General features: G+C 46.7%; 19 protein-coding genes and 1 tRNA gene. 15 read left to right on the top strand and 5 right to left on the bottom strand.

Features of this window, described 5'->3' with window-relative positions; all coding sequences use genetic code 11:
- Window positions 1-92 precede the first annotated feature (92 nt).
- The 6 genes from HMPREF1091_RS02760 (at window position 93) to HMPREF1091_RS02790 (ending at window position 5,772) form a co-directional block, all read left to right on the top strand.
- Window positions 93-1,283 (top strand): purine-nucleoside phosphorylase, encoded by a 1,191-nt coding sequence (locus HMPREF1091_RS02760; RefSeq protein ID WP_002563313.1) that lies wholly within the window; start codon window positions 93-95, stop codon window positions 1,281-1,283.
- A gap of 55 nt (window positions 1,284-1,338) precedes the next feature.
- Window positions 1,339-1,414: transfer RNA gene (locus tag HMPREF1091_RS02765), tRNA-Thr, on the top strand.
- 189 nt (window positions 1,415-1,603) lie between these two features.
- Entirely contained in the window at window positions 1,604-1,942 is a 339-nt protein-coding gene (locus tag HMPREF1091_RS02770; RefSeq protein ID WP_002563314.1) for a glutaredoxin family protein, read from the top strand.
- Between the two features lie 291 nt (window positions 1,943-2,233).
- Window positions 2,234-3,808 (top strand): aminotransferase class I/II-fold pyridoxal phosphate-dependent enzyme, encoded by a 1,575-nt coding sequence (locus HMPREF1091_RS02780; protein WP_002563315.1) that lies wholly within the window; start codon window positions 2,234-2,236, stop codon window positions 3,806-3,808.
- Between the two features lie 287 nt (window positions 3,809-4,095).
- Complete coding sequence (locus tag HMPREF1091_RS02785) at window positions 4,096-5,142, top strand: inorganic phosphate transporter (protein WP_002563316.1); 1,047 nt, start codon at window positions 4,096-4,098, stop codon at window positions 5,140-5,142.
- Window positions 5,143-5,151: 9 nt separating this feature from the next.
- The gene (locus tag HMPREF1091_RS02790) at window positions 5,152-5,772 is read left to right on the top strand and encodes a DUF47 domain-containing protein (RefSeq protein WP_002563317.1); all 621 of its coding nucleotides are present in this window, start codon (window positions 5,152-5,154) and stop codon (window positions 5,770-5,772) included.
- A gap of 142 nt (window positions 5,773-5,914) precedes the next feature.
- Here HMPREF1091_RS02790 and HMPREF1091_RS02795 read toward each other — a convergent pair whose 3' ends face one another.
- Window positions 5,915-7,300: a Na+/H+ antiporter NhaC family protein gene (locus tag HMPREF1091_RS02795; protein WP_002563318.1), complete on the bottom strand. Its 1,386-nt coding sequence runs from the start codon at window positions 7,298-7,300 to the stop codon at window positions 5,915-5,917.
- Between the two features lie 220 nt (window positions 7,301-7,520).
- Here HMPREF1091_RS02795 and HMPREF1091_RS02800 point away from each other — a divergent pair, with 220 nt between their 5' ends.
- Together HMPREF1091_RS02800 and hisS are read left to right on the top strand one after the other, a co-directional pair.
- Window positions 7,521-8,465: a LysR family transcriptional regulator gene (locus HMPREF1091_RS02800; protein ID WP_002563319.1), complete on the top strand. Its 945-nt coding sequence runs from the start codon at window positions 7,521-7,523 to the stop codon at window positions 8,463-8,465.
- A gap of 103 nt (window positions 8,466-8,568) precedes the next feature.
- A complete protein-coding gene (gene hisS / locus HMPREF1091_RS02805) occupies window positions 8,569-9,912 on the top strand; it encodes a histidine--tRNA ligase (RefSeq protein WP_002563320.1) in 1,344 nt (447 codons plus the stop codon).
- A 178-nt stretch (window positions 9,913-10,090) separates the two neighbouring features.
- Here the strand turns inward: hisS and HMPREF1091_RS02810 are convergent, their stop codons facing one another.
- A complete protein-coding gene (locus HMPREF1091_RS02810; RefSeq protein WP_002563321.1) occupies window positions 10,091-10,357 on the bottom strand; it encodes a hypothetical protein in 267 nt (88 codons plus the stop codon).
- A gap of 240 nt (window positions 10,358-10,597) precedes the next feature.
- Between HMPREF1091_RS02810 and HMPREF1091_RS02815 the strand changes: the two genes are divergently transcribed.
- Window positions 10,598-12,199, top strand: a complete 1,602-nt coding sequence (locus HMPREF1091_RS02815; RefSeq protein WP_002563322.1) for a 4Fe-4S dicluster domain-containing protein — start codon at window positions 10,598-10,600, stop codon at window positions 12,197-12,199.
- A gap of 107 nt (window positions 12,200-12,306) precedes the next feature.
- On the opposite strand, the gene HMPREF1091_RS02820 is transcribed toward HMPREF1091_RS02815, so the two are convergent.
- Window positions 12,307-13,611, bottom strand: a complete 1,305-nt coding sequence (locus tag HMPREF1091_RS02820; protein WP_002563323.1) for an ATP-binding protein — start codon at window positions 13,609-13,611, stop codon at window positions 12,307-12,309.
- 328 nt (window positions 13,612-13,939) lie between these two features.
- Window positions 13,940-14,245: a hypothetical protein gene (locus HMPREF1091_RS02825; protein WP_002563324.1), complete on the bottom strand. Its 306-nt coding sequence runs from the start codon at window positions 14,243-14,245 to the stop codon at window positions 13,940-13,942.
- 284 nt (window positions 14,246-14,529) lie between these two features.
- Here HMPREF1091_RS02825 and aspS point away from each other — a divergent pair, with 284 nt between their 5' ends.
- Window positions 14,530-16,293, top strand: a complete 1,764-nt coding sequence (gene aspS / locus HMPREF1091_RS02830; protein ID WP_002563325.1) for an aspartate--tRNA ligase — start codon at window positions 14,530-14,532, stop codon at window positions 16,291-16,293.
- Between the two features lie 196 nt (window positions 16,294-16,489).
- Here aspS and HMPREF1091_RS02835 read toward each other — a convergent pair whose 3' ends face one another.
- Window positions 16,490-17,242: a GntR family transcriptional regulator gene (locus HMPREF1091_RS02835; protein ID WP_002563326.1), complete on the bottom strand. Its 753-nt coding sequence runs from the start codon at window positions 17,240-17,242 to the stop codon at window positions 16,490-16,492.
- 432 nt (window positions 17,243-17,674) lie between these two features.
- On the opposite strand from HMPREF1091_RS02835, the gene HMPREF1091_RS02840 reads away from it, so the two are divergent.
- The 5 genes from HMPREF1091_RS02840 to HMPREF1091_RS02860 all read left to right on the top strand — a co-directional run bounded on the left by HMPREF1091_RS02840 (window position 17,675) and on the right by HMPREF1091_RS02860 (window position 24,163).
- The gene (locus HMPREF1091_RS02840) at window positions 17,675-17,941 is read left to right on the top strand and encodes a FeoA family protein (RefSeq protein ID WP_002563327.1); all 267 of its coding nucleotides are present in this window, start codon (window positions 17,675-17,677) and stop codon (window positions 17,939-17,941) included.
- A gap of 59 nt (window positions 17,942-18,000) precedes the next feature.
- Entirely contained in the window at window positions 18,001-18,279 is a 279-nt protein-coding gene (locus tag HMPREF1091_RS02845) for a FeoA family protein (RefSeq protein ID WP_002563328.1), read from the top strand.
- 10 nt (window positions 18,280-18,289) lie between these two features.
- Window positions 18,290-20,926 carry a ferrous iron transporter B gene (gene feoB / locus HMPREF1091_RS02850; RefSeq protein WP_002563329.1) on the top strand — a complete coding sequence of 879 codons (2,637 nt, stop codon included), beginning with the start codon at window positions 18,290-18,292 and terminating at the stop codon, window positions 20,924-20,926.
- 278 nt (window positions 20,927-21,204) lie between these two features.
- Window positions 21,205-22,797 carry a TerB N-terminal domain-containing protein gene (locus HMPREF1091_RS02855; protein ID WP_162261129.1) on the top strand — a complete coding sequence of 531 codons (1,593 nt, stop codon included), beginning with the start codon at window positions 21,205-21,207 and terminating at the stop codon, window positions 22,795-22,797.
- The gene (locus HMPREF1091_RS02860) at window positions 22,787-24,163 is read left to right on the top strand and encodes an ATP-binding protein (protein WP_002563331.1); all 1,377 of its coding nucleotides are present in this window, start codon (window positions 22,787-22,789) and stop codon (window positions 24,161-24,163) included. The genes HMPREF1091_RS02855 and HMPREF1091_RS02860 overlap by 11 nt, the downstream gene beginning before the upstream one ends.
- The last annotated feature ends 109 nt before the right edge of the window (window positions 24,164-24,272 follow it).

The raw sequence follows: 24,272 nt of genomic DNA on the forward strand, positions 1-24,272 counted from the left end.
TTTTACAGCGAATGCTTAATACATACGCTACAGTACAGAGACGGGGGCTTTGGTTCCCGTCTCTTTTTATCGAGAAGCTCAAGGAGGATGGTATGCGTGCACTTATCAGTAGCTGTCTGTTGGGCGCGCGTTGCCGTTATGATGGGGGAGCTAAGCGCTGTGAGCCTGTCGTAGACTTTGCTAGTAAGACAACTACGCTTGCTATTTGTCCAGAGCTTGCCGCTCAACTGCCTGTGCCTCGTCCGCCAGCAGAGCAACGAGGGTCGTGCGTGGTATTTAAAGATGGTACGGACGTAACGAATGAGTTTGTAAAAGGCGCACAGCAAGAACTTATGCGCGTAAAGGATTTTGACCTTTGCATTGCTATCCTTAAAGCAAAAAGTCCCTCTTGCGGAGTAAATAGGGTCTTTGACGGGAGTTTTACGGGCAATTTGGCCTCAGGTGATGGAATATTTACTCAACTACTAAAACAGGAGGGGATTTGCGTGGTTACAGAAGAAGTACTGCAAGACGTTAAGCCCTCGGTCGAGCATCCCGTGGCTATTATTTTGGGTACAGGCCTAGGTCATCTGGCAAGTTTAGTAACGCCTGTCCGCCGCATTGATTATTACGATATTGATGGCTTTCCTACGGCGGCAGAACCAGTAAGCGGTCACAAGTTTGAGGCAACTGTTGGTACGGTAGATGGTGTACCCGTTGTGGTCTATCCTGGCAGAATCCATCTCTATCAGGGATACTCTGCGGCTGAGGTTGTGTCACTGGTGCGTCATGCCCATCATTTGGGCTGCAAAGACATTATCTTTGCGTGCGCTACTGGCGTGGTTTCCGGCAACGCTCGTCCTGGTTTGGGCGTTTTGACAGACCATATCAACTTTACCGGAGCAAATCCTCTGGCTGATAAGGATATGCTGCGCGATCTTGATACGCCCTTTGTAGGCATGCAGGATGCCTATTCTCCTTATTTGCGCTCACTAGCCAAGGGGGTTGCAAAGGATATGGGCATTACGCTACAAGAGGGTGTCTATGCGGGCACGCTTGGCCCAAGCTTTGAAACCGCTGCTGAAGTCAATGTGTTGCGCAGCTTTGGTGTGAGCTATGTGGGTATGTCCACCGTGTGTGAGGTCATCATGGCACATGCGCTGGGTATGAACGTGCTTGGCCTGACTCTGGCTACCAATGATGCGGGTGATCCCACGGTTGATCACGAGACTATTCGTATTCAGGCCGAGAAGCATGCGGATGATTTTGAACGTTTGGTTCGTGGTGTACTTCACTTATTGTAGTTTGTGATAAGGCCTTGCATGAAAAGCGATTTATACGTATAGTTATCAGTCGCACGCCAGCTTAGCTCAGTTGGTAGAGCACCGCTCTCGTAAAGCGGGGGTCACCAGTTCAAGTCTGGTAGCTGGCTCCATATTTGCACAGGTAGATGGCTTATCGCTGTCTACCTTTTTTGTTTTACAGTTAAGCGAACAGTTAATTACTAGTTAAACTATCCAGCACTACTAGCACTGTGATCATCTCTATTTGGGTATAACGGCAGTAACGTACAACCAAAACGCTCAGCACCTCACATGCGTTCGCGTTTAAGATTGGAGATATCATGGCAAGCTCTGATTTGCAGCTTTATATCAAAAATGGCTGTCCTTTCTGTCACAAAGTCATAGCCTTCATGGAGGACAACAATATCGTATTGCCGCTGCATAACATTTCTGAGTCTGATAAAGATCGTGACTTTTTGGTAGAGCACGGCGGTAAGCGCCAAGTTCCCTGTCTGTTTATTGATGGCAATGCTCTGTATGAGTCCGGCGACATCATCGCTTATCTGGCCAAGACCTATGACGTATCTGCTGCCACAGAGTCTACCGAGAAAACAGTGGAGCCTGCAGATACTATGCCAGAAGGCGCTAGCTGCACTATTGGTGGTGGCTGCAGCTTCTAAGGCGTAAGCTGCCTCCCCATATTCGGATATTCAGTTGCTTGTTTAACGTGCTATCTGCATGGAATGTTCTAGTCATGGAGATAGCACGTAATTCTTCTTAATCGTATATAAATTGAACTACTTTGAACTTTTTACTGCACAGTAGTGCTATTCTAATTCCTAAGTTGAACTTATGTACACAGAGATTGAACTTTTGAGAGAAAAGTCTGTTTATCTGTGGGATAAATTGAACTTGTGCTTGTTGTATTCGTACCTGCATCCGTATAAGCATATCGGCAACTTTGGAGTGACATGCAAACAACTTTTGCAACGCGTCTTAAACAGGCCATGGGGAACAAATCACTCAAGCAAGTGGATCTGATTCGCATCGCTACAGCTAAGGGCGTTAAACTTGGAAAAAGTCAGCTCTCTCAGTATGTGAGTGGCAAAACAATTCCCCGTCAAGAGATTCTTGATTTTTTGGCACGTGAACTTGAGGTAAGTTCAAGTTGGCTTGAACAGGGCATTCCTATGGGTATCAGTTCATTTAACTTTACTGCTGCTGAGGAAGCAAAAATCAGTACGGGTGTACCTACAGCAAGCAAGGATGTTCATTCTCAAGGTATGTTGCAGCATTCAAGTTTGTCCAAGGCATCAACGGAGGCACCAATCATGCGCGAATATAAGAAGTCCAGTAAGCTCGATTCCGTCTTGTATGATGTCCGCGGTCCTGTAGTGGATGAGGCAAACCGCATGGAGGATCAGGGTATTCACGTTTTGAAGCTCAACATTGGTAATCCTGCACCATTTGGTTTTCGTGCGCCTGATGAAGTTGTAGCAGATATGCGTGACCAGCTTACGGATACCGAAGGCTATTCTGCAAGCCGCGGTCTTTTCTCGGCACGTAAAGCAATTATGCAGTATGACCAGATCAAGCATATTCCCAATGTGCAAATGGAAGATATTTATACGGGTAATGGTGTTTCTGAGCTTATCAACCTGACCATGTCTGCGCTCTTAGATACGGGTGATGAAATTCTCATTCCGAGCCCCGATTATCCTTTGTGGACGGCCTGCGCCACTCTTGCAGGCGGTACGGTTGTACATTATTTGTGCGATGAGAAAGCGGAATGGTATCCGGACTTGGATGATATCCGTTCTAAGATTACGTCTAACACCAAGGCTCTTGTCATTATCAACCCCAACAACCCTACGGGTGCCTTGTATCCACGTGAGTTGCTGGAAGAAATTGTAGAGATTGCCCGTGAGCATCAACTCATTCTCTTGTCAGACGAGATTTACGACCGCTTGGTTATGGATGGGGAAGAGCATGTCTCTATTGCCTCTCTTGCTCCGGATTTGTTCTGCATTACCTACAATGGTCTTTCTAAGTCCCACATGGTGGCTGGATACCGCATTGGTTGGATGACGCTTTCCGGCAATAAACGAGCCGCGCGCGATCTTATGTTGGGCATTAACATGCTGTCTAACATGCGTTTGTGTTCTAATGTTCCCGCACAGTCCATTGTTCAGACCGCTTTGGGTGGACACCAGAGTGTTAAGGATTATCTTATTCCTGGTGGGCGCGTATATGATCAGCGTGAATATGTATACAACGCCCTCAAGGACATGCCTGGCGTTAGTATAGTTAAGCCCAAAGCTGCTTTCTATGCCTTCCCCAAGCTTGATCCAAAACGCTTTAACATTACTGACGATGAGCGCTTTGCTCTTGATTTGCTGAGCGACAAAAAAGTTCTTATCGTGCATGGTAAAGGCTTTAATTGGGAGACTCCTGGATATTTCCGTATTGTTTATTTGCCTCGTTTACAAACTCTGGAAGATGCTATGGGTAAACTTGCTGATTTCCTGAGCTACTATAGTCAGTAAGAGTGGAATTTTGTTGTGAGACGTGCAAATGGGAGCAGGTAGCTGTTCCATGTATGCATAACCAAGAGCATAAGCGTTTGTTCAAAGTACGTATAACCCTATCGGTGGTCAGACATTTGATGGCCGCCGATAGGGTTATTTGCTCTCTGTAATAAGCCTTTTTGTTGTGCGGTACTATAAGAAGTAGCAAAAAGTGAAGTCTGCTCTTGTGGCGGAGTGCATCTTCCCGTACACTTGCACAACAGCTCTTTTTGCTTGTAGCCGTCCAACTCTTGGAGAGATAGCATATGATTGATTTTGGGCAGTTTATTGGCATGCTCCAGACCAATCCCTTTTTAGCAATAGTTATGTTTTTGGTGCTGGGCACCATTTTTGTGAATGGCGCAACCGACGCCGCAAATGCAATCGCTGAACCTGTTGGTACCCGTGCAATCAACGTGGACTCTGCGATTATCATGAGTGTCGTATGTAACTTCATTGGCCTTATCGGTATGACGTTTATTTCTACTGCGGTCGCAAATACCATAAGCGGTATGGTGGATTTTGGCGGTGATACCCATGCTGCATTGATTGCGCTGGCCGCCGCAACGGTAGGCATTGTAACCTGGGCATCTATTGCATGGGTGTTTGGGATTCCCACCTCCGAAAGTCATGCGCTCATTGCCGGCTTGACCGGTGCTGCTTTGGCGGTTCATGGTGGGTTTGGTGGCGTTAATGCGCACGAGTGGATTAAGGTTATTTACGGCCTTGTGTTTTCTACATTGCTCGGCTTTTTTGCGGGCTGGGCGCTCTCCAAGATCATTCCGCTTTTGTGTCGTAATGCAAACCGCATACAAGCAAACGAGTGGTTTCGTAAGATGCAGGTAGTTGGTGCTGCTGGTATGGCAACCATGCATGGTGCTCAGGATGGACAAAAGTTTATGTCTACCGCCATGCTCGCTGTGTTGTTCTCGGAGGGCATGAGCCCTGATGGCGCAACGTTTCCGCTCTGGCTGATGGTGTTGTGCGCTGCCATTATGGCAATTGGCACCGCAATTGGCGGCAAGCGCATTATTAAAAAAGTTGGTATGGATATGGTAAAGCTTGAGCAGTACCAGGGGTTTGCAGCGTCTTTGAGCGCTACCTGTGCCTTGCTTTTGGCCACGCTTACGGGCTTGCCCGTTTCTACCACCCATACTTCGTCCGCTGCTATGATGGGGGCGGGCGCAGCAAAAAATCCCCGTTCAGTTAACTGGAGTGTAGCAAAGGAAATGGCCTTTGCATGGCTCTTCACCTTTCCTGGATGTGGTTTTATCGGTTTTGCCCTTGCTAAGGTATTCCTCATATTGTTCTAAGGAGAACACATGCCTCGCATGAAGAAAGAAGATCAGTTTTATACCATGCTCAAGGACCTTGCTCAGACCTTGTCTGATGCCGCCGATGAGTACGTAACCATCTTTGAGGATTACCCTGCGTCGGAGTCTCATATCCCTCAGATGAAGGTATATGAAAATCAGTGCGATCAGAAGGTCTCTCATATTCTCAAGGAGCTCTACTCTTCCTTTATCACGCCTTTTGAGCGAGAAGATATCTCTGCTTTAGCGTTTGCTATGGACGATATTATCGATAATATGAATGCTGCAGCTATGCTTTTTGATCTGTTTAGCATTAGTGATATGCGCAAAGAGGCACCCCAAATGGCTCGTCTTACCAAGCGTGCGGTGGATGAGGTTAAAACCATGATCGATCACCTGCCCAATTACAAGACTGACAGGTTGGTAATGGAGATGTCCATTGCTATTGGTAGTGTTGAGGATGAGGGCGACGTCATTTATCAAAATGCCATGCGTCGTTTGTTTACTGATGAAGAGGCAGGTAGATATACCCTTGCATGGGTGAGGATGTTTGAGATCATGGAAAAATGTATGGATGCCTGTGATCATACCGCCGGTGTTGTTCGCTCTGTTGTTATGAAGAGCGCCTAGCATACGTTTCATGCTCTGTTGTGCGTTTGATGCTCTATACAAAAAAGCCCGGTTGCTTATAGCGAGCAATCGGGCTTTCTTATGAGTTCTATTCTCTTGAATGTTCTCTTGAGAAGTTTGGTGCGAGATACAACGGTAGATCTTAGGCAGCCAAACTCTCCTTGGCCAAACGAACATCGTCGTAGCGTGCAAGACCCATGAGCTGTGCGCTTTTTGATTCGACAAATTCAGGGTGACGATGCTCATAGATAGAAAGCACGATAGTCCAAGCAGGAATAAAGGCAACATAGAGAGCAAAGAGAACGCTGGTAGCAGGAGCACCAACAAAGGCAAGAATACCAATGACAGAGGTTGACCAAGGAACCAAAGCGGGAATGACTGCGCTACTGTTCTCAATATCCAAAGCAAGTGCTTTGTTAGAACCCTCACACCCGTCGCACAGCTGAGCGGTAAGCATGATGCAAACCACCTGGTCACATGCGATGATAGAGGTAATGATTGCGGTTAACAAAACACCAATAAAGGGTGTGGTGTGCTCAGCAATCTTTTGAACCATGCCACGAAGATTATCCAAAAGACCAGTACCGTTAAAGATGCCAGAGTAGGTGGAAGCAACACCTACAAGGCAGACTAAGTGAAACATGCTCATGATGCCGCCACCATTAACCATAGAGGCAATGGCATGATCGGTGGTTTTAAAGCCAAAGAGCAGCAGACTAGGAATGTCCAGAATGCTCATACGCTGCACAAGTACACAGATAACAAGAGCACTCATGAGACTTACGATCATGGTCTTCTTTACGTTTACATGCAGGAATGAAAAGACAAGCACAATAGCAATGGGGATCAATGCAAGAGGAGTCAAGGTAAAGACAGAACTAAATTTCTGACCAAAATCAGGAGCCATAGATGCACCAGTACCGCTCATGCCCAAAAGGGTAAAGACAAGGCAAGTCAAAATAAGAGGAACAAGTGCGGTACGCATCATACGGCCAATATTATCTTGGACATTGGTGCGGGTAAGATTGCCAACCAAGGCTGCTGAAGAACTCATAGGAGAGCAGCGATCACCAAAGAAGCAACCACTTAAGATAGCTCCGCCCAACATAGCAGGGTTAGCACCCATAACCTGACCAATAGTAAAGCAAGCAACACCGGCAGTTGCTGCAGTGCCAAAAGAGCTGCCGCACAAAAAGCTCATGCCGCAGCAAATCAAAAATGCTGCAACAAGAATGGTAGAAGGCCTCACCAATACAGCAGACCAACTTGTGATGTAGGGAATGGTTCCCGCTGCACGCCATGCTGCCGTGAGCATGCCAATGATGGCAAACAAGATGAGTACGTGTGAAACGGTTTTTACTCCAGACAAGGACATATGCAGTATTTCTTTTGCAGAATGTCCGCGCCAGAGACCATATCCTACAAATAAGGCTAAGCCAATGAGAAGTGAGGTAAGAAGGGGGGTTCCAATAATGATTCCTGAAATAAGAACTGACGCAAATGCGATAAGAACTATGGTTTCTACCATAAGACTGTTGCAACTCCCGAATGCTCGTTTCTTGCCGAATTATTCTTGCACCTGATAAGATACGAGCGAATATATAGTGAGTCCAACTGTTAATATTGATATGAGTTACAAAAAGTACTTGTAATCAGTAATCAATGGGCAATGAGCGTGCAGAACGGTACAAAACAATACGTAAACGGTGCTGTATTGTCTCTGAACGGTTTGTGAAAAGGCGGCATCTATGAATTTCCAAAGTATGGACTATTTCGTGGCTATCGCAGAAGAGCAGAGTTTTACAAGGGCTGCAAAGCGTCTGCATATCACCCAGCAAACGCTTTCTGCCCATATTGCGGCGCTAGAAAAAGAGTTGCGCGTAAAACTTGTTAATCGCAGAGTTCCGCTTTCGCTTACGGCTTCGGGTCAGGAGTTTTTGAACTATGCGCGTCGCTTTAGAAACCAAGAGCGTGATTTGCGCCATGTTTTTGATGACATCGCAGGCGATAAACGAGGCCTGTTAGGTGTGGGCATTGCCTCTACTCGCGGCCACATCATTATGCCCGATGCTATCACGCGTTACCGCAGCAAGTATCCAGACATTCGTGTGCGTATATACGAAGGCGAGAATACCGAGCTTATCGAGCTTCTCAAAGAGGGTCGCATAGATATGGCAGTCAGCACGTTAAGCTCTGCGCAGTCTCAACTGATTGTGCGTGATCTGTATGAAGAAAACATTGCGCTGGTGGTATCCAATCAGCTGCTCCAGTCATTGTATGGAGATGATGCCCAGGCTAAGGTAGCGGAGGTAAAGCGCAGCGGTAGTCTCAAGCCGCTCAAGGAGTTGCCTTATTTGTTGCTAGGCGAGAAGGACGTCCCCGGCAAGATTGCTCGTCTTGAATTTGAGCTTGCTGGCTTTAGGCCTAACGTTGCCGTGTATTCAACCAACTCAGAAACACTGTTTGCACTTGCTCAGCGTGGGGTGGGCGCAGCATTTTGTCCCAAGGAAATGGTTAAGGTAAAGTTGCAGTCCAATCCCAATCCAGATTTGCGTACCATTGAGCTGTCTGATCGGGCGCGCTTCAAGGTATCAGCGGCATGGCTTAAAACGGACCACGTGTGGAGCGTTATCGAAAGCTTTTATACCACGCTCGTGGAACTCACAAACGATCGTCGAAAGAAAGATCTTTAGGGGTATACTTCATCCTCAATCAGCATGGAAGGTGTGTTGGCATCCGCTTATACATTTGTGGCCATGCTGTGAGATGCACTAGAGGTGCAGGAGAGGGGTCATCATGGCTCAAAAAGTTCAGGGTACCGAGGATTTATATGGCGGCTACATGCGTGCTTGGCAATATATGCAGGCGATTGCGCATGAGCTCTTTGATACATATGGATTTGACCTGATAGAAACCCCAGCGCTTGAGCAGCTGGACACCTTTGTCCATGGCATTGGTGAGTCCACAGATGTGGTTCGTAAGGAAATGTTCCGCGTTGTATCGGGTGCTTTGTTAGAAAGACTGCTGGGGGAGGGCAGCGAGAACAGCCTTAAGCCACGTCAACGTCTTGCTTTACGTCCCGAGGGAACCGCTGGTATTGTACGTGCCGTTGTGGAGAACAACATGGTGCCCCAAGGTTCCTCGCCAGTAAAACTGTGGTATGCCGAGCCAATGTTTCGCGGTGAGCGTACGCAAAAGGGTCGTCTGCGTCAATTTCATCAGGTTGGTCTTGAGTGGTTGGGTGCTCCGGATCCTGCAGCAGATGCCGAGTGCATCATTATGCTCATGGAATTTTATTACCGCTTAGGCTTTGATATGTCCAAGCTGCGCTTGTCAATCAATTCGATGGGTGATTTGTCTTGTCGTCCCGCCTATCGCGAGAAGGTCAAGCAGTTTATTTATGATCACAAAGATGAAATGTGTGAAGACTGCCTTGAGCGTGCACAGATCAATCCGCTCCGGAGTTTTGACTGTAAGAACGAGCACTGCCATACGATTATGCAGTCTGCTCCGTTGGTGACAGATAATCTTTGTGAGGACTGTGCAGCGCATTATGCACAGGTAAAAGCATATTTAGATGCTGCTGGTATCGCGTATGTGGAAGATCCTACGCTGGTACGCGGTTTAGATTATTACACCCGCACGGTCTTTGAGGTAGAAGTGCTGGATGCGGGTGTTGGCGCTATTGGTGGCGGCGGTCGTTACGATGGCTTGGTGGAACTTGAGGGCGGTAAGCCCACGCCTGGCGTTGGTTTTGCTGTTGGCTTTGAGCGCATCGTGCTTGCATTGGCAGCCCAGGGTGTTGACCTGCAGGGAGATGAGCCCAGCTGTGTCTATGTTGCTTGTGCAGCTCCCGAGCAGCGCCCTGCCGTCTTTGAAGCAACCCTTGCTCTGCGTGATGCCGGCTTGCGCGTAGAGGCAGACTACCAGGGTCGCTCGCTTAAGAGCCAATTCAAACAGGCCGATAAGCTCAACGCTTCTGTATGTGTGATCATTGGTGCAGATGAGCTTGCGCATAACAGCTATACCCTGCGCAATATGAACACACATGAACAAATAAGCATTGCAAAAGATGCGCTTATCGATGAAGTTATTGAACTTATATACGGTGCTGAGTTTGAAGATGATGCAGAACTTTAGCCAGCGCTCTACCTGCTAATTTGCGCAGTGCTTAGACCGGGGCGCGTGCTTAGGCCTAAGCATATATTACAAAAAGCTGCTGTCTCTTCTCGATACAATTACTAGGGATGTCACTATGGTGGCATCCCTGAATTGAGTACTATCCCTTACACCGTAAAATCAGTTACATTTTGTCCCGTTACCAGAGGTGGACCAGTCCCTCGATGGCATACCAGGCTAACAAAATTGTGAGAATGACATTAACAACAGTTTCAGCCTTTGTGAGTGTTTTTCTTTCCTGTTTAAGCTGCACTATAGCAACGATAGTTGCCATTGTTGCTGCTATACATTGGAATAAATACATATTGGTGTGGAAATAAAAGGTACAGGCTGCATAGGCAATGATGCTTACAATAAAGAGCAGATTAAAAACCTTGATTGCAACTTTTTTAATGTTGGCATCCATAAGTAAGCATCCTCCTCAGTTTTTGATTACAGGAAGCTGTTTTTGTGCTCAAGCTTTTGCAGGTCGCCTACGCACTGCTCTACATACTACTTTGTGACTTAGATTTTATTACATAGTCATATTTTTTGACCATACCCGCTCAAAGCTTTGTAATGCTACGGGTTATCGTCGTCTAACTGTTTCAAGCCTTGCTATGATGTACAGCAAAGAACTCATGGATCTAAAGGGGAGGAGAGATACATGAGTAATACCATGCGTGGAGTGTATACCAATCTAACGGAAATTCGCCGCAAGGTATTTAGGGAAGTTGCGGCTATTGCTTACGGCAACACAGATGATGAAGCGACGAGTTTGGAAGAGTTGCCTTACAAGATTATTCCCGGTGAGATTGCTACATACCGAGAAAGCGTATTTTTGGAGCGCGCTATTGTCGCCGAGCGTATTCGTTTGGCGTTGGGTCTACCTTTGCAAGGCATTGATAAGCCTGCGCCACTGACAGATGGTATTGAAGCTGCATTGAAGCCAGAGACGTACTATGAACCTCCTCTTATTAACATTATTAAGTTTGCATGTAATGCCTGTGCGGACAACGTTTATCGAGTAACCGATGGTTGTCAGGGCTGTTTGGCGCATCCATGTCGTGAAATTTGCCCCAAAGGTGCCATTAGCTTTGTGGACAAAAAGGCCTATATCGATCAGGAAAAGTGCATCAAGTGCGGGCGTTGTTTTGAGGTGTGCCCCTACCATGCCATTGCTCACCATGAGCGTCCTTGTAGTGCAGCATGTGGCATGCACGCCATTTCTTCTGACAAGAACGGTCATGCAGATATTGACTATGACAAGTGTGTGTCGTGTGGTCAGTGTTTAGTTAACTGTCCATTTGGTGCCATTGCCGATAAAAGCCAGATCTTTCAAGTTATACAGGCTATGCACTGTGGCGAGGAAGTCATCGCTGCAGTAGCTCCTTCCTTTGTCGGTCAGTTTGGTGGTAAAGGCAATGTAGGAAAGTTGCGTGAAGCCTTTAAACAACTGGGCTTTAGCGGTGTAGAAGAAGTTGCTTTGGGTGCAGATTTGTGCTCTGTAGAAGAGGCACATATGTTTTTGGAAGAGGTGCCCGAAAAGCAATCCTTTATGGCTACCTCGTGCTGCCCTGCTTGGTCTGTTATGGCAAAAAAGGAATTTCCAAAGTATGCCAGCAATGTAAGTATGGCGCTTACGCCTATGACGCTTACTGCGCGCATGATTCGCCGCGAACATCCTGATGCAAAGATTGTTTTTGTTGGGCCTTGTTCCGCAAAAAAGCTTGAGGCTATGAGAAAATCCGTGCGCTCAGAGGTTGATTTTGTTCTAACCTTTGAAGAGGTAGCGGGCATGATGGAAGCAAAACATATTGATTATGCCAGCTTGGAAGATGACAACAACTCAGACTTTAACGTAGCTTCTCACAATGGCCGTGCATTTGCTATTTCCGGAGGTGTAGCAGCAGCGGTTAAAAACGTTATCCAGTCTGAGCATCCAGAGATGGAGGTTGCCGTACAAACGGCGGATGGTTTAGAAGAATGCCGCTCGCTTATGAAGGCGGCCACTAAGGGCAAGTATGATGGGTATCTGCTTGAGGGTATGGCTTGTCCCGGTGGTTGTGTTGCGGGAGCGGGTACCATTAACGCCATTAAGAAGTCTGCTGCCTTGGTAAGCGCCTATTCGCGCAAGTCTCCGCACAAGATTGCTTCTGAATCCGGGTTGGAACAATATTTGCCAGAGCTTGAACGCGACAATGACTACATTGTGATGGGTCAAACTGAGGTTGCAGAATCCGATGAGGCAACGCGTCCTGTGCAGTAATGGTTACGTACGCATAACGATACATGCACAAAAAGAAATTGAAAGTTCGTAGAAGCAGCTGTCCTTAATAAAGGGCAGCTGCAAAAGAAATCGTGATAAAGCAGGCATTACATAGTCCATAACTTTTTATTAGAAATGGCAAACAGAGGAATGGTGCGCATCCAATCTTGTTTTCGGTAGTTGGATAGGCTAAATCGCAAGGCTAAAACTTCTGGGTTTTTATCGACAAATGAACGAAGACATTTTGATCGCAAATTTTCTTCCGCCTTCACTTCGATGGCGCAAATCATATTTGCGTCTTGAACGAGAAAGTCAATTTCACCGCGGGAATTCTCTGCAGACCAATAATAGGGTGTAAGACCGCATTCACTGATAAGCTGTTGGCACACGTATTGCTCGGTAAGAGCACCTTTAAACTCCGTAAAGACACGATTACCATCGATAATGGTGTATCTATCGAGGCCAGACATGGCGCTCAACAAGCCAACATCTGATAAGAATAATTTAAAAGCAGTGTTATCCATATAGGGACGTAAGGGTAAACCCGGCTTGGATATACGTTGTACGGCAGTGGCAATGCCAGCCTGTGTTAACCAGGTAATACCAGATTGATAGTTTTTAGCACGGCTTCCTTTTGCAACATGACCAAAAACAAATTTCTTGTTCTCTCTACCTAGATGAGCAGGTATAGAATGCCACGCGGCAAGAGCATATTCTGTTTGCATTCCACTCAAATGTTTGGAAATATCAAATTCATAACCCCGTAGTATGTCTCCTTGCACAATACGGGCATCTTCAGGCAATCCTCGATTTAAAAAAGCATTAACAGCTTCAGGCATACCTCCAACGTAATAGTACAGACGTAAAAGCGGTATTAATTTGCTGGAAAATGAGTTAATCATGGCAACATCGGCAGTATCGATAAGCTTACACAAGTTTGCGTGCTGTGTTGCTACAAGAAATTCTCGAAAGCTTAAAGGATATAAATCCAGGGTCGTAACCTTGCCAACAGGATAACCTGTACCCTTATGAAGGGTAATCCCTAAAAGAGAACCTGCGGCTGCTATTGCATATTCGGGTTCGTCTTCGCAGAAATACTTAAGCGAAGTGAGTGCTTTGGGGCATTCTTGTATCTCATCTAAGATGATAAGCGTTTCATTTTTTATGATTGGTTGGTTTGTCTCAAACTGAATGGCAGAAATAATTCTTGATACATCATATCCCTGTTCAAATTGCTCTCTCATCGCGGCGTTAACATCAAGATTGATATATGCAATGTTTTTAAAATTGAGTCTACCAAACTCTTTAAGGAGCCAGGTTTTTCCCACTTGGCGTGCACCATTTAAAATAAGAGGCTTTCGATGAGGACTATTCTTCCAATCCAGCAGTTGAGTCATAAGAAATCTATCCATAGTGTGCCTGACCTCCTCATCTCTTGTATTGATGCTGTGCGTTCTCTCTTTGTGGTGCTAGGCATACAGTCGTAAATACATCCTTATTTTTGCATATATTTACAAAAATAAGGACTTAAGAATGTAGAAAATAACATTTTTAAGGACATAAAAATGTCAAATTGCTTTTAATTTAAACATTGTGACAGCGTTTATGCATAGCGGCTGCAAAGTGTGAGATAGATACAAGAAAGCTGCCCTCGTGTATATAACAAGAGGACAGCTTTTGTGTGAGAAGTGCGCTACCGTGTAATAATGTTAGTCGCATACGTGCGAAAGTCGAAGTGCGCTATTCCTTCTCACCTTTAACCGAAGCATAAAATTTGGCAGAATCAAATACATCCTTAATGGTATTTCCGCCAACAAAGGGGATAGCAAGAAATTCATCTACCGTAGGTACAAGGTCACTGCAATCAATATAGTGGTTCTTCTCATTGCGTTTACTGGTGTCTTGAGCCCTCCATGCCTGGAAGTTTGCATCGGTAAGGTAATACATCGCGCTGCCAACCTTCATGTAAATGGAGTGTTTGGTATGGAGGTAATCTACCAGTGCATCGTAATCCAAATCCAGAGTCTCACTAGCCCTCTTTCCCATGGTTGGTCCTTTCCTAGTAGGGACAAGTTCCATTACCCAAATCTTACCGCTCTATGCGCGTATCTTTCACGGCTGTAAGACCTTCTCGGGAAACGGAATGTTAGTTAGGTAGAAGGTAGCGCAAGCGTAGAGGTTTCATTTCTTTTTTGTTCTAGGTATGAAGGCCTTTGTATGCTGCTACCATAGGAAAAATGTGCGCAACTCACGCTGTCTACGCCGGTTGCGTCGTCTGAAGGTATAGGTCACCCGGACCGACACGGGGTGATCCAGACGAAAGGAACACTATGCATTCTATGCACACGCACGACTGTGGTCAGCTTCGCAGCTCCGATATTGGAACTACGGTAACCCTTACTGGTTGGGTGTGGCGTCGTCGTGATCACGGCGGGCTTATCTTTATTGACCTGCGCGATCGTGCAGGTGTAACCCAGATTTCTTTTGACCCTGATCACTCTGGTGGTTCGGCATTTCATCAGGCCGAGAAGGTCCGTTCTGAATGGCCCATCAAGGTGGTTGGTATTGTCCGCAGTCGTCCAGAGGGTATGAATAACCCCAAGCTTCAAACGGGCGATATTGAGGTACTGGTATCAGAAATTGAGGTACTCAACACGTCAAAGACGCCTCCGTTCCCCATTGAGGATCGTCTGGACAGCTCTGAGGATGTGCGTTTGCGCTATCGCTATTTGGATCTGCGCCGCCCTCACATGATGAGCAATTTGCAACTGCGCTCTGATTTTACTTTTGCGTTGCGTCAAGCCTTCCATGACCAAGACTTTATGGAAGTAGAAACTCCGGCACTCTTTAAGTCTACGCCCGAAGGCGCTCGCGACTTCTTGGTTCCCAGCCGCGTGCAGCCTGGCCATTTTTATGCGCTGCCACAGTCGCCTCAGCTGCTTAAGCAGATGCTTATGGTTGCCGGTGTTGAGCGCTACTACCAAGTGGCAAAGTGTTTCCGTGACGAGGATTTGCGTGCGGATCGTCAACCTGAGTTTAGCCAGGTGGACATAGAGATGAGCTTTGTGTCTGAGGACGACGTGATGTCGTCTTTGGAAGAGATCTTGTCCAGTGCCTTTGCCAAGGTGGGCGTAGATATGCCCGTGCCTTTGCGTCGTATTTCTTATTGGGATGCCATGGATACCTATGGTGTCGATAAGCCCGACACACGCTTTGACATGACCTTGCATGATGTGAGTGACATATTTTCTCAGTCTCAATTTAAGTTGTTTGGTAGCGCCGCTACCACCGATGGTCAATACGTCAAGGCTCTTAATGCCAAGGGCGCTGGCAAGTGGCCTCGTGCTCAGATTGATAAGCTCGCAGATGCTGCCGCTGGTTTTGGTGCCAAGGGTCTTGCTTACATAGCATTTCGCGAGGATGGTTCTGTTACCAGCCCCATTGTAAAGTTCTTCTCCGAGGAAGAGATGACAAATCTACGTGAGGCTATGGAAGTGGAGCCAGGAGATTTGGTCATGTTTGCTGTGGGTAGTCGTCTTGATACGGATACCATTTTGGGCGGCATGCGTACACACATGGCTAACGCTTTGGACATCAAGCGAGAAGGTCATGACTTCTTGTGGGTTGTTGACTTCCCCCTGTTCCACTGGGATGAGGACCGCAAAGCCTATGCGGCAGAACATCAGCCCTTTACTCAGCCACTTGAGGATCAAATTGAGCTTTTGGATAGCGATCCTTTAGCCATTGGTTCTCATACCTACGACTTTGTCATGGATGGATACGAGGCTGGCGGCGGTGGCATGCGTATTCATGACGCTGCTCTTCAGATGCGTATTCTAGAGAAGCTTGGGTTTGATGAGCACAGCGTGCGTGAGCAATTTGGCTTCCTCATGGAAGCCCTGGAGTTTGGTGCTCCTCCTATGGGTGGTTTTGCCTTGGGCTTGGATCGCGTTTGTATGCTGTTAGCTGGTTGTGATTCCATTCGTGATGTTATGGCATTCCCTAAGACGAGTTCCGGCTCTGATCTTATGAGCGCTGCCCCGAGTGAAGTCTCCACGCAACAGCTTAAGGAAGTATCTTTGCGTATACGCTAGCCTTAAACGACCTTGCAGATGATCTCAGCGACTTTGCGGGCACGTCTGGATATAAGCTTTGAACCTGAGCTTTGAACAGAGGCTTTGGGCATTAGTTTGATACCGAGAAAATCCTGTGGTTCAGTGTGAGCTACAGGATTTTTCTTTCTCTTTTATGTTGTTCTCGCTGTGCTATGAAGCAGGGGTATCAGTAGGGCTACAAGGTAGGCGCATCAGTAAAGTACTGAGGGAACCGTTCCATAACAACATCAAGTTTTTGTACTGAGCTGTTAATTTCTGATTGGATAGCTTGGTTAATACCAATACTGTCATTAATTCCCAGATATAAATACTTATACAGCTGCTGACAATAGTGTGTATTGGGCTCTATAAGCTTGGTAAGAAGCAGGATATAACGCAGACGCTCTAGGGGCACCGTCGCCTGATAGAGCAATTCCCACAGATAGCCTTTGTGGGCCGCAGTATAAAGCAACTCCCAAAACTCACTGGTAACTTGAGTGTATAAATAAATATCTGCAGAGCTCTCTACTAGCTGTTTTTGTACTTGAATATTTTTGTTTAGTTTTTGTAAGAACTCATCAGATACATTGCCTACCAGCTGAGAAATAATTATTGGTTCAATAACAGAGCGCAAAAAAATGCCTTGTCGTAGAGCATCAATACTAATAAGGGAGACATGGGTGGCACTTTGGGGTGCCACATCAACCAGACGGCGATCGCGCAACAAGCCAATTGCTTCATGAACAGGCGTGCGAGATACAGCGAGCTTATCGGCAATAAGGCGTTCTCGTATCCATGCGCCAGGAGTCATGTGCAGCATGAGAATGTTGTATTCCAATACACGGTAGGCGTATGCGGAACCGGTCTCACTCTCTATACGAGGAAGCACTACCAGAGAATCGGTAATGGACTCAGGTTTTTGATTGCCTCCAATGGTTGTTGCGCTCATAGCACACCTAGCTTCTTTGCTGTTTCAGTCTGTTGTCATAGCGCAAATATATCAATTACGTATAAATCTGAGCGATATAGTGGAGCGTTTTTCGATTATTGGAGGTAGAAGACTCGTAAGCGTTGCTTTTTAGTTAATGGTTAGGAGTGTGTATACAAGAGCATCGTTTGTACACACACGTTCAATGACTTCTTCTCGTGGTGTTAGGGCAATATGGTTCTTGTTGAGTCTCGTAACATTACAGGAGAAAGCGGGGGTGTAATTTAACGACAACCCACTCTTACCTACCGCTCTGCGCAAAAATTATTACATAAAAATAGTTAACCACGGTTGCCATTAGTGTTTAATCAGGTTAACATTGTCTCTCAGTCCAAGTTAACACTATCAATGTTACTGTGGATTAGGAGTAGGTATATCTGTTTGGAGCAGGAAATGAGTAGCAATTTTACTGATGGTACGCGTACCTCTGTTTCTGCTACACCACAAATGCCCTTATCGCTCATTCATGATGGTGGGATTGTGCATGTTGCCCGTATCAAAGGCTCACCGTCTATGCGTCAGCATCTTTCAGAGCTCGGCTTTGTAGAGGGAGCTGAGATTAAGGTTTTATCCCGCATCAATGGCGATGTAGTTGTAGGCATCAAGGGATCCACCTTTGGACTTGACCGCAAAATGGCATCTCACATTTATGTAAATTAGCTTTTACCTTATAGATAGCTTTTAATTTGTGTATTAGTGACGCGATGGAAGGAAGGAATATGCCAACACTTCGCGATGTTAACGTTGGTGAAGCTTGCACAGTAGTCAAGCTTACAGGCACTGGTGCAATTAAGCGCCGTATTATGGACATGGGCCTTACTAAGGGTACAAGGGTTCTTGTTCATAAGGTCGCACCACTTGGTGACCCAATTGAGGTAACCGTACGTGGGTATGAGTTGACTCTGCGCAAAGATGAGGCTCAGGTAATTGAAGTGACCGATATTGTCGATACGGTCGATGTTGTAGATACAGCCGATGATGTTGTTACAGAAGCGTAGGTAGGGAATTATGGCAGATATGATCAATATTGCACTTGCTGGTAACCCTAACTGCGGTAAAACCACGCTGTTCAATGAGCTAACTGGATCAAATGGCTACGTGGGTAACTGGCCTGGCGTTACGGTTGAGAAAAAAGAGGCTACCTGGAAGAAGGACAAGAACGTTCTGTTTACCGACCTTCCCGGCATCTACTCGATGAGTCCTTACTCTCCTGAAGAGGTAGTCTCGCGTGACTTTGTCATTAACGAGAAGCCCGATGCTGTTATTAACCTGATCGATGTAACCAACATCGAGCGCAGCCTGTATTTGGCAACGCAGATGCTCGAGACCGGCCGTCCTGTTGTTGTCGGCCTTAACATGTGCGACCTTCTCAAAGAGCGTGGCGATGTAATTAACGCCGCACTGCTCTCCGAGCGTTTGGGTGTGGATGTTCTTGAGATCTCTGCTCTGCGCAACACCAACGTTACCGAGCTGGTAAACGCCGCAATTGATGCTGGCAAGCAGCATAAGGTTAGCCAGGGTATTAAGCTGTTTACTCCTGAGGTTGAGTCTGCATTGCAGGCCATTGCTTCTGAGATCAAGGACAAGGTTGAGCCCCACACTCTGCGTTGGTATTCCATCAAGCTGTTTGAGCGTGACGTAGAGGCAATTAAGCCCCTTAACCTGTCTGAAGAATCTCTTGCTAAGATCGAGACGCTTATTACCCCTGTGGAAGAGGCGCGCGATGATGACTCTGAGTCCATCATTACCTCAGATCGCTATGAGTGGATTTCTTCCATCATGGAGGAGTGCGTAACCAAGGCTCCTGCTCGGCTTACTATCTCTCAAAAGATCGACAAGGTCGTTACCTCTCGTTTGCTGGGTATTCCCATCTTTATTGCAGTCATGTCCTTCATGTACTGGTTTGCGCTGGTAGCTGTAGGTACTCCTGCCAGTGACTGGGTTAACGATAATCTGTTTAGTGACGGTTTCTTTATCTCTGCTTCTGGTTCCAATGCCTACACAGAGGCCAAGGAAGCTTGGGATGGCGAGCACTATGGCGATAAGGTCGAGGGCTATATTGCCGCTGCCGAAGAGGCTGGTGTTGACACCGAGGGTGTTGCAGATGCAGTTTCCGAGGGTGACACTGAGGCCGTTACTACGTTTGCTGCCGCTGCTAAAGAGACAGGCGTTGTTGCCAAGGATGTTCCCATCCATGATGAGGATGGCAACCTTGTAGATGTTGATGACGAGCCTGTAACTAAGGTTGATGCAGAAGGTATGCCTGCCGATAAGAGCGTTCAGCTCCAAACTATCGAAAAGATTGACGCAGATGACTTTGTGGCAGCTGCTGAAGGCGCTGCAAATGAGCCTGCTGCCGAGGATTACGAGGGCTTTGTTCCTTCCATTCCTACTGCTATCGAGGGCTGGCTTACCAATGCTGGCGCATCTCCTATGATGGTCTCTTTGGTTACAGAGGGTATTGTCGGTGGCGTTGGTGCTGTTTTGGGCTTCATTCCTCAGATGTTTGTCCTGTTTGTTTTGCTGTGCTTCCTTGAGGACTGCGGCTACATGAGTCGTGTTGCCTTTGTTATGGACCGTGTGTTTCGTCGCTTTGGTCTGTCTGGTAAGTCCTTCATTCCTATGCTGGTTTCTTCTGGTTGTGGCGTTCCTGGCGTTCTGGCAACTAAGACCATTGAGAACGAGAATGACCGTCGTATGACCGCAATGCTTACTACCATGATTCCTTGTGGTGCTAAGCAGCCCATCATTGCACTGGTTATGGGCGTTTTGCTGGGTGGCTCTAAGGCCTGGTGGATTGCTCCTATGTTCTACTTCTTGGGTCTTTTGTCCATCATTATCTCTGCAATCATGCTAAAGAAGACCAAGCCCTTCTCAGGCGATCCTGCCCCATTTGTAATGGAGCTTCCTGATTATCACCTTCCAGCACTGAAGTCTTGGTGGCTGCATGTTTGGGAGCGCGTAAGCGCATATGTTAAGAAGGCTGGTACCATCATCTTCTTGGCTGCTGTAGGCATTTGGGTTCTGTCTCGTTTTGGTTGGGCTACCTGGGATGGCGGCAGCGGTGCCTTTGGTTTCCTTGAGAGCCTTGACGGTGCTCCTGAGGAGTACATGGATTACTCCCTGCTGGCTGCTGTTGGTAACTGGGTTAGTACTATCTTCATTCCTCTGGGTAACAATTCTTGGCAGGCTGCCTCTGCATCCATCTCTGCACTTATCGCTAAGGAGAACCTGGTTTCTACCTTTGGTGCCCTGTATGGTTTGGGTGATGCTGGCGAGAACTCGGTATCTATGTGGAACGGCTTTGCCAACATGTTTACCTTTGGCGGTACGTTAAATCTGGGTGCTATGTTGGCGTTTGTAGCGTTCAACATGCTTAATGCACCTTGTTTTGCTGCTATGGGTACCATCCGCAAGCAAATGGATGATCCTAAGTGGTTCTGGTTTGCCATTGGCTATGAGTGCGGCTTTGGTTGGGTAGTTGGTATGATTATCTACCAGCTGTACGAACTGGCCACCACTGGGCATTTTGGTGTATGGACTGTTATCGCGATTGTTGCCTTGGCTGGCATGTTGTTCCAGCTGTTCCGTCCTATGCCAAAGCACGAGCATACTGACGACAAGATCGTAGAGAAGCTTGCGTAATCTACTACCTCTGGCCAGCCTTGTTCTAACGACGAGGGTGTGTGCAAGCGCCTGGTCAAACTGAATATTCCTCGCATCATGGCATTACTGTTATGGTGCGAGGTTTTTGTATAGGTGAAGACCGTGTTTTGAGTTGTTTGCGTCGGGTCCTTTTTTGTGGGTGGAGATGGACTATACTATACGAACATATGTACGAAAATAAGAGAACATATTCGCATGACTATCTTAAATCCGACGAGGAGCGTATATCTCGAGCGGTGAGTATTGCGCGAGAAATCTTGGCCAAAATTGCTGCTGGAGAGATTAGTGCGTTTAGCAAGAGGGAGTATTGCGATAAGCCCCTTATACGTACGGGCAGGCAGTTGTTACAGGATAAGGAGCGGGACAAACCGCGGCCAACACCTCAGCGTATTTTAGAGATGCGTGGTTTAGCCAAACGAGCTGGATGGCATAACTATCATTATGGGGGCTCTCAACTGTTTTATGAACAGGCATCCTTTATGGCAGATTTTGAGGATGATTGTGACTACACCAGTCATTTTTCCTGCTATTACCCTACGTATGAAGATATGAGTAACTTGGATGCGCGCGCATATTTTAGCTGGCGTACCAAATTGAAAAACCATACCATTACGCATGCTCCACTCTCTTTTTTGTTTGTGTATGCCTATGAGCTGCTGTGTAAAGTAGGCGTGGCATCTGCTCAGCAAGCTATGACTATGCTTGGCGTTTTGCGCGACAGCTTTTGCAAAGATGGAGCCAACAGAGTTCTTGATGCCTATCTGCAGGCCTGGATGTTGGATTTTGCCGTATGGCATGACTTGCCCCTAGAGTATGCCCATGCTTCTTTTATGCACTTCAACGCAGTATACGAGTTACGAGAGCTGGAACAAAAGCTTGTACAGGCGCAACTTACTTCCTCACAGGCCTCACAGATTAATGAGGGGCAGTTGTTTGAGTTGTTGTGTAGTGTGAGTTCATATCATTTAGAAAAATCAAAACTCTATACTGTCTATCCCGCATTGGTACAACAAGCGTGTGCACGTGTGTTTATTAAGATGGTTAATCACTGCAAAACGCGCAGGAAAACGGGGTATATTGACGGTCTGTTTGGGCCAGCTGTGTGTGAACCCTACACTATGTTTTCCGGTGCCATTTTTTATACACCGCAGGCACATGCAGATCAAGTACGAGCAACTCCTTGGCATGTGGTGTATAGCTGCCATGATGGGCGCTGGACTATTTCCAAGCCTTGCAAGGCCAAGAAGAAAAGTGGTGAACTTGGTAATCTCTTGTATGAAATAGATGTAGCCTTGCGCCAGACCCTACAAGAGGTAACAGCACTTAAGCCGCGTGAGATTCCAAAGTATCAACGCTCGTATGTTACCGAGGCGGTTCAGCAGGTAGTGGAAGAGAAAAACCGTATTGAGGCTGCTCAGGTAAGTATTAATCTAGACTCTTTAGCTGCTATTCGTAGTGATGCCGCTCAAATATGTGAGGTATTGTTAGTAGAGGAAGAACGCGCGCTTGAGTCTGAGTGTGAGCTCGCGTTTGCAGCTCAGGCTTCAGAAGAGACTCGGCAGATGAGCTTATTGGTGGATGAAGCAGGTATGCCCTTAGAATCCAAAATAAATAATGCAGCAAACATAAGGCTTCTCGGCAATTACCAAAAGCAGTTGCTGCAAGCTGTCTTAGAAGGCAAACCTCTTCCAAAAGCAGACGTGGGTAGCATGCTTTCAGTTGAGGTTGACCACATCAATGAGCTGCTCTATGATCTGGTGGATGATACCGTTTTAGAGTTTGATGGGCAGCGGGTAAGCTTGGTAGAGGACTATCGCAAAGACGTAGAGGAGTTTTTACGTGCCAACTAATTCAGTTCGTGTGCCTAAGCGCATTGCCGGTGTTCTCATCAATTCCCTTAAGGGTGGCGTAGTGCCGCGCGTGGGGCTGCCCTACATTACGGTTGGGCGTAAGGATGAGATTGCCGCGCTGCTTCGTGATTTGTCTATGGTGGCAGATGGTGGTGTATCGTGCAGGTTTGTTGTTGGTCGCTACGGAAGTGGCAAGAGTTTTTTGCTGCAAACCATGCGCAATCATGCAATGGGAAACAATTTTGTAGTTGCGGATGCAGATCTTTCGCCCGAGCGTCGTCTTCAGGGAACGCGTGGTCAGGGTCTTGCTACCTACCGTGAGCTCATTTCAAACTTATCTACCAAAACGCGCCCAGAAGGTGGTGCACTGACGCTTATTTTGGATCGTTGGGTTACGACGGCTCAGTCCAAGGTGATTGCTGCGGGTGTATTGCCCGAAGACGCCCGTTTTGTAGATGAGGTCCAAAAGGAAATATATGCCTCATTGGCTGATTTGCAAGAGCTGGTACATGGTTTTGATTTTGCCAAGCTTTTATCATCATATTTTCGTGCGTATATGGAGGGTAATGATGAGCTTAAAGCACATGTTATCCGTTGGTTCCGCGGTGAGTATCGTACTAAGTCTGAAGCGCGCGCCGAGCTTGGTGTAACAGCAATTATTACGGATGATGATTGGTATGACTATCTCAAGTTGTTTGCACGCTTCTTGCGTGGTGCCGGCTATGAAGGTTTGCTCATCCTCATAGATGAGCTGGTTAATCTGTATAAGATTCCTCATGCTGTCTCGAGGCAATACAACTATGAGAAGCTCTTAACCATATATAACGATGCTCTTCAGGGCCGTGCTCAGTACCTTGGCATTATTATGGGTGGAACACCACAGACAGTAGAGGATAGGCGTCGTGGTTTGTATTCGTATGAAGCGCTGCGCTCACGCTTGACGCAAGGGCGTTTTGGTCGTGAGGGAATGTCTGACCTGTTGGCTCCTGTAATTCGTTTAACAGCACTCACGCCTGAGGAACTTCTGGTTCTTATCGAGAAACTCGCGGGTATTCATGCGGGATTATTTGAATATGACCGTCGTCTTAATGAGGCTCAGTTAGCAAGGTTTTTAGAGGTAGAACTATCCCGTGTAGGTGCACAAACACACATCACGCCTCGTGAAGTAATTCGCGATTTTATCGAGTTGCTGGACATCATGTTTCAAGACCCTACTGTGACGATAGAGTCTCTTTTGGCAGATGGATCTTTTGGACAGCATGGTTTTCTGGAAGCTACAACAAGTGGTGATTCTGGCAGTTCTGATTCTGGCGGCTCTTATGGCACTTCAGATGAGGCATCGGGATTTGCCGAGTTCACCATTTAGGGTGTTTTTTGCATAACATTTTGCCTACAAAACTGTAAAAAAGATATATTATTCTAACTTTTAGCAATATACTAGAGCGAGAGGTTTACTTAAGGTAACTTTTGTAACA

Origin of the sequence: Atopobium minutum 10063974, assembly GCF_000364325.1 — a bacterium.
GTDB classification, from domain to species: Bacteria; Actinomycetota; Coriobacteriia; order Coriobacteriales; family Atopobiaceae; genus Atopobium; species Atopobium minutum.

Excerpts from the sequence above, each read along its gene's own strand:
- HMPREF1091_RS02835 (WP_002563326.1), bottom strand. The coding sequence starts at position 17,242 with ATGAGCGCAACAACCATTGGAGGCAATCAAAAACCTGAGTCCATTACC.
- HMPREF1091_RS02845 (WP_002563328.1), top strand. The coding sequence starts at position 18,001 with ATGCCAACACTTCGCGATGTTAACGTTGGTGAAGCTTGCACAGTAGTC.
- feoB (WP_002563329.1), top strand. The coding sequence starts at position 18,290 with ATGGCAGATATGATCAATATTGCACTTGCTGGTAACCCTAACTGCGGT.
- HMPREF1091_RS02795 (WP_002563318.1), bottom strand. The coding sequence starts at position 7,300 with ATGGTAGAAACCATAGTTCTTATCGCATTTGCGTCAGTTCTTATTTCA.
- HMPREF1091_RS02820 (WP_002563323.1), bottom strand. The coding sequence starts at position 13,611 with ATGGATAGATTTCTTATGACTCAACTGCTGGATTGGAAGAATAGTCCT.
- HMPREF1091_RS02815 (WP_002563322.1), top strand. The coding sequence starts at position 10,598 with ATGAGTAATACCATGCGTGGAGTGTATACCAATCTAACGGAAATTCGC.
- HMPREF1091_RS02770 (WP_002563314.1), top strand. The coding sequence starts at position 1,604 with ATGGCAAGCTCTGATTTGCAGCTTTATATCAAAAATGGCTGTCCTTTC.
- HMPREF1091_RS02840 (WP_002563327.1), top strand. The coding sequence starts at position 17,675 with ATGAGTAGCAATTTTACTGATGGTACGCGTACCTCTGTTTCTGCTACA.
- aspS (WP_002563325.1), top strand. The coding sequence starts at position 14,530 with ATGCATTCTATGCACACGCACGACTGTGGTCAGCTTCGCAGCTCCGAT.
- HMPREF1091_RS02810 (WP_002563321.1), bottom strand. The coding sequence starts at position 10,357 with ATGGATGCCAACATTAAAAAAGTTGCAATCAAGGTTTTTAATCTGCTC.
- HMPREF1091_RS02825 (WP_002563324.1), bottom strand. The coding sequence starts at position 14,245 with ATGGGAAAGAGGGCTAGTGAGACTCTGGATTTGGATTACGATGCACTG.
- HMPREF1091_RS02760 (WP_002563313.1), top strand. The coding sequence starts at position 93 with ATGCGTGCACTTATCAGTAGCTGTCTGTTGGGCGCGCGTTGCCGTTAT.
- hisS (WP_002563320.1), top strand. The coding sequence starts at position 8,569 with ATGGCTCAAAAAGTTCAGGGTACCGAGGATTTATATGGCGGCTACATG.
- HMPREF1091_RS02790 (WP_002563317.1), top strand. The coding sequence starts at position 5,152 with ATGCCTCGCATGAAGAAAGAAGATCAGTTTTATACCATGCTCAAGGAC.
- HMPREF1091_RS02800 (WP_002563319.1), top strand. The coding sequence starts at position 7,521 with ATGAATTTCCAAAGTATGGACTATTTCGTGGCTATCGCAGAAGAGCAG.
- HMPREF1091_RS02780 (WP_002563315.1), top strand. The coding sequence starts at position 2,234 with ATGCAAACAACTTTTGCAACGCGTCTTAAACAGGCCATGGGGAACAAA.
- HMPREF1091_RS02785 (WP_002563316.1), top strand. The coding sequence starts at position 4,096 with ATGATTGATTTTGGGCAGTTTATTGGCATGCTCCAGACCAATCCCTTT.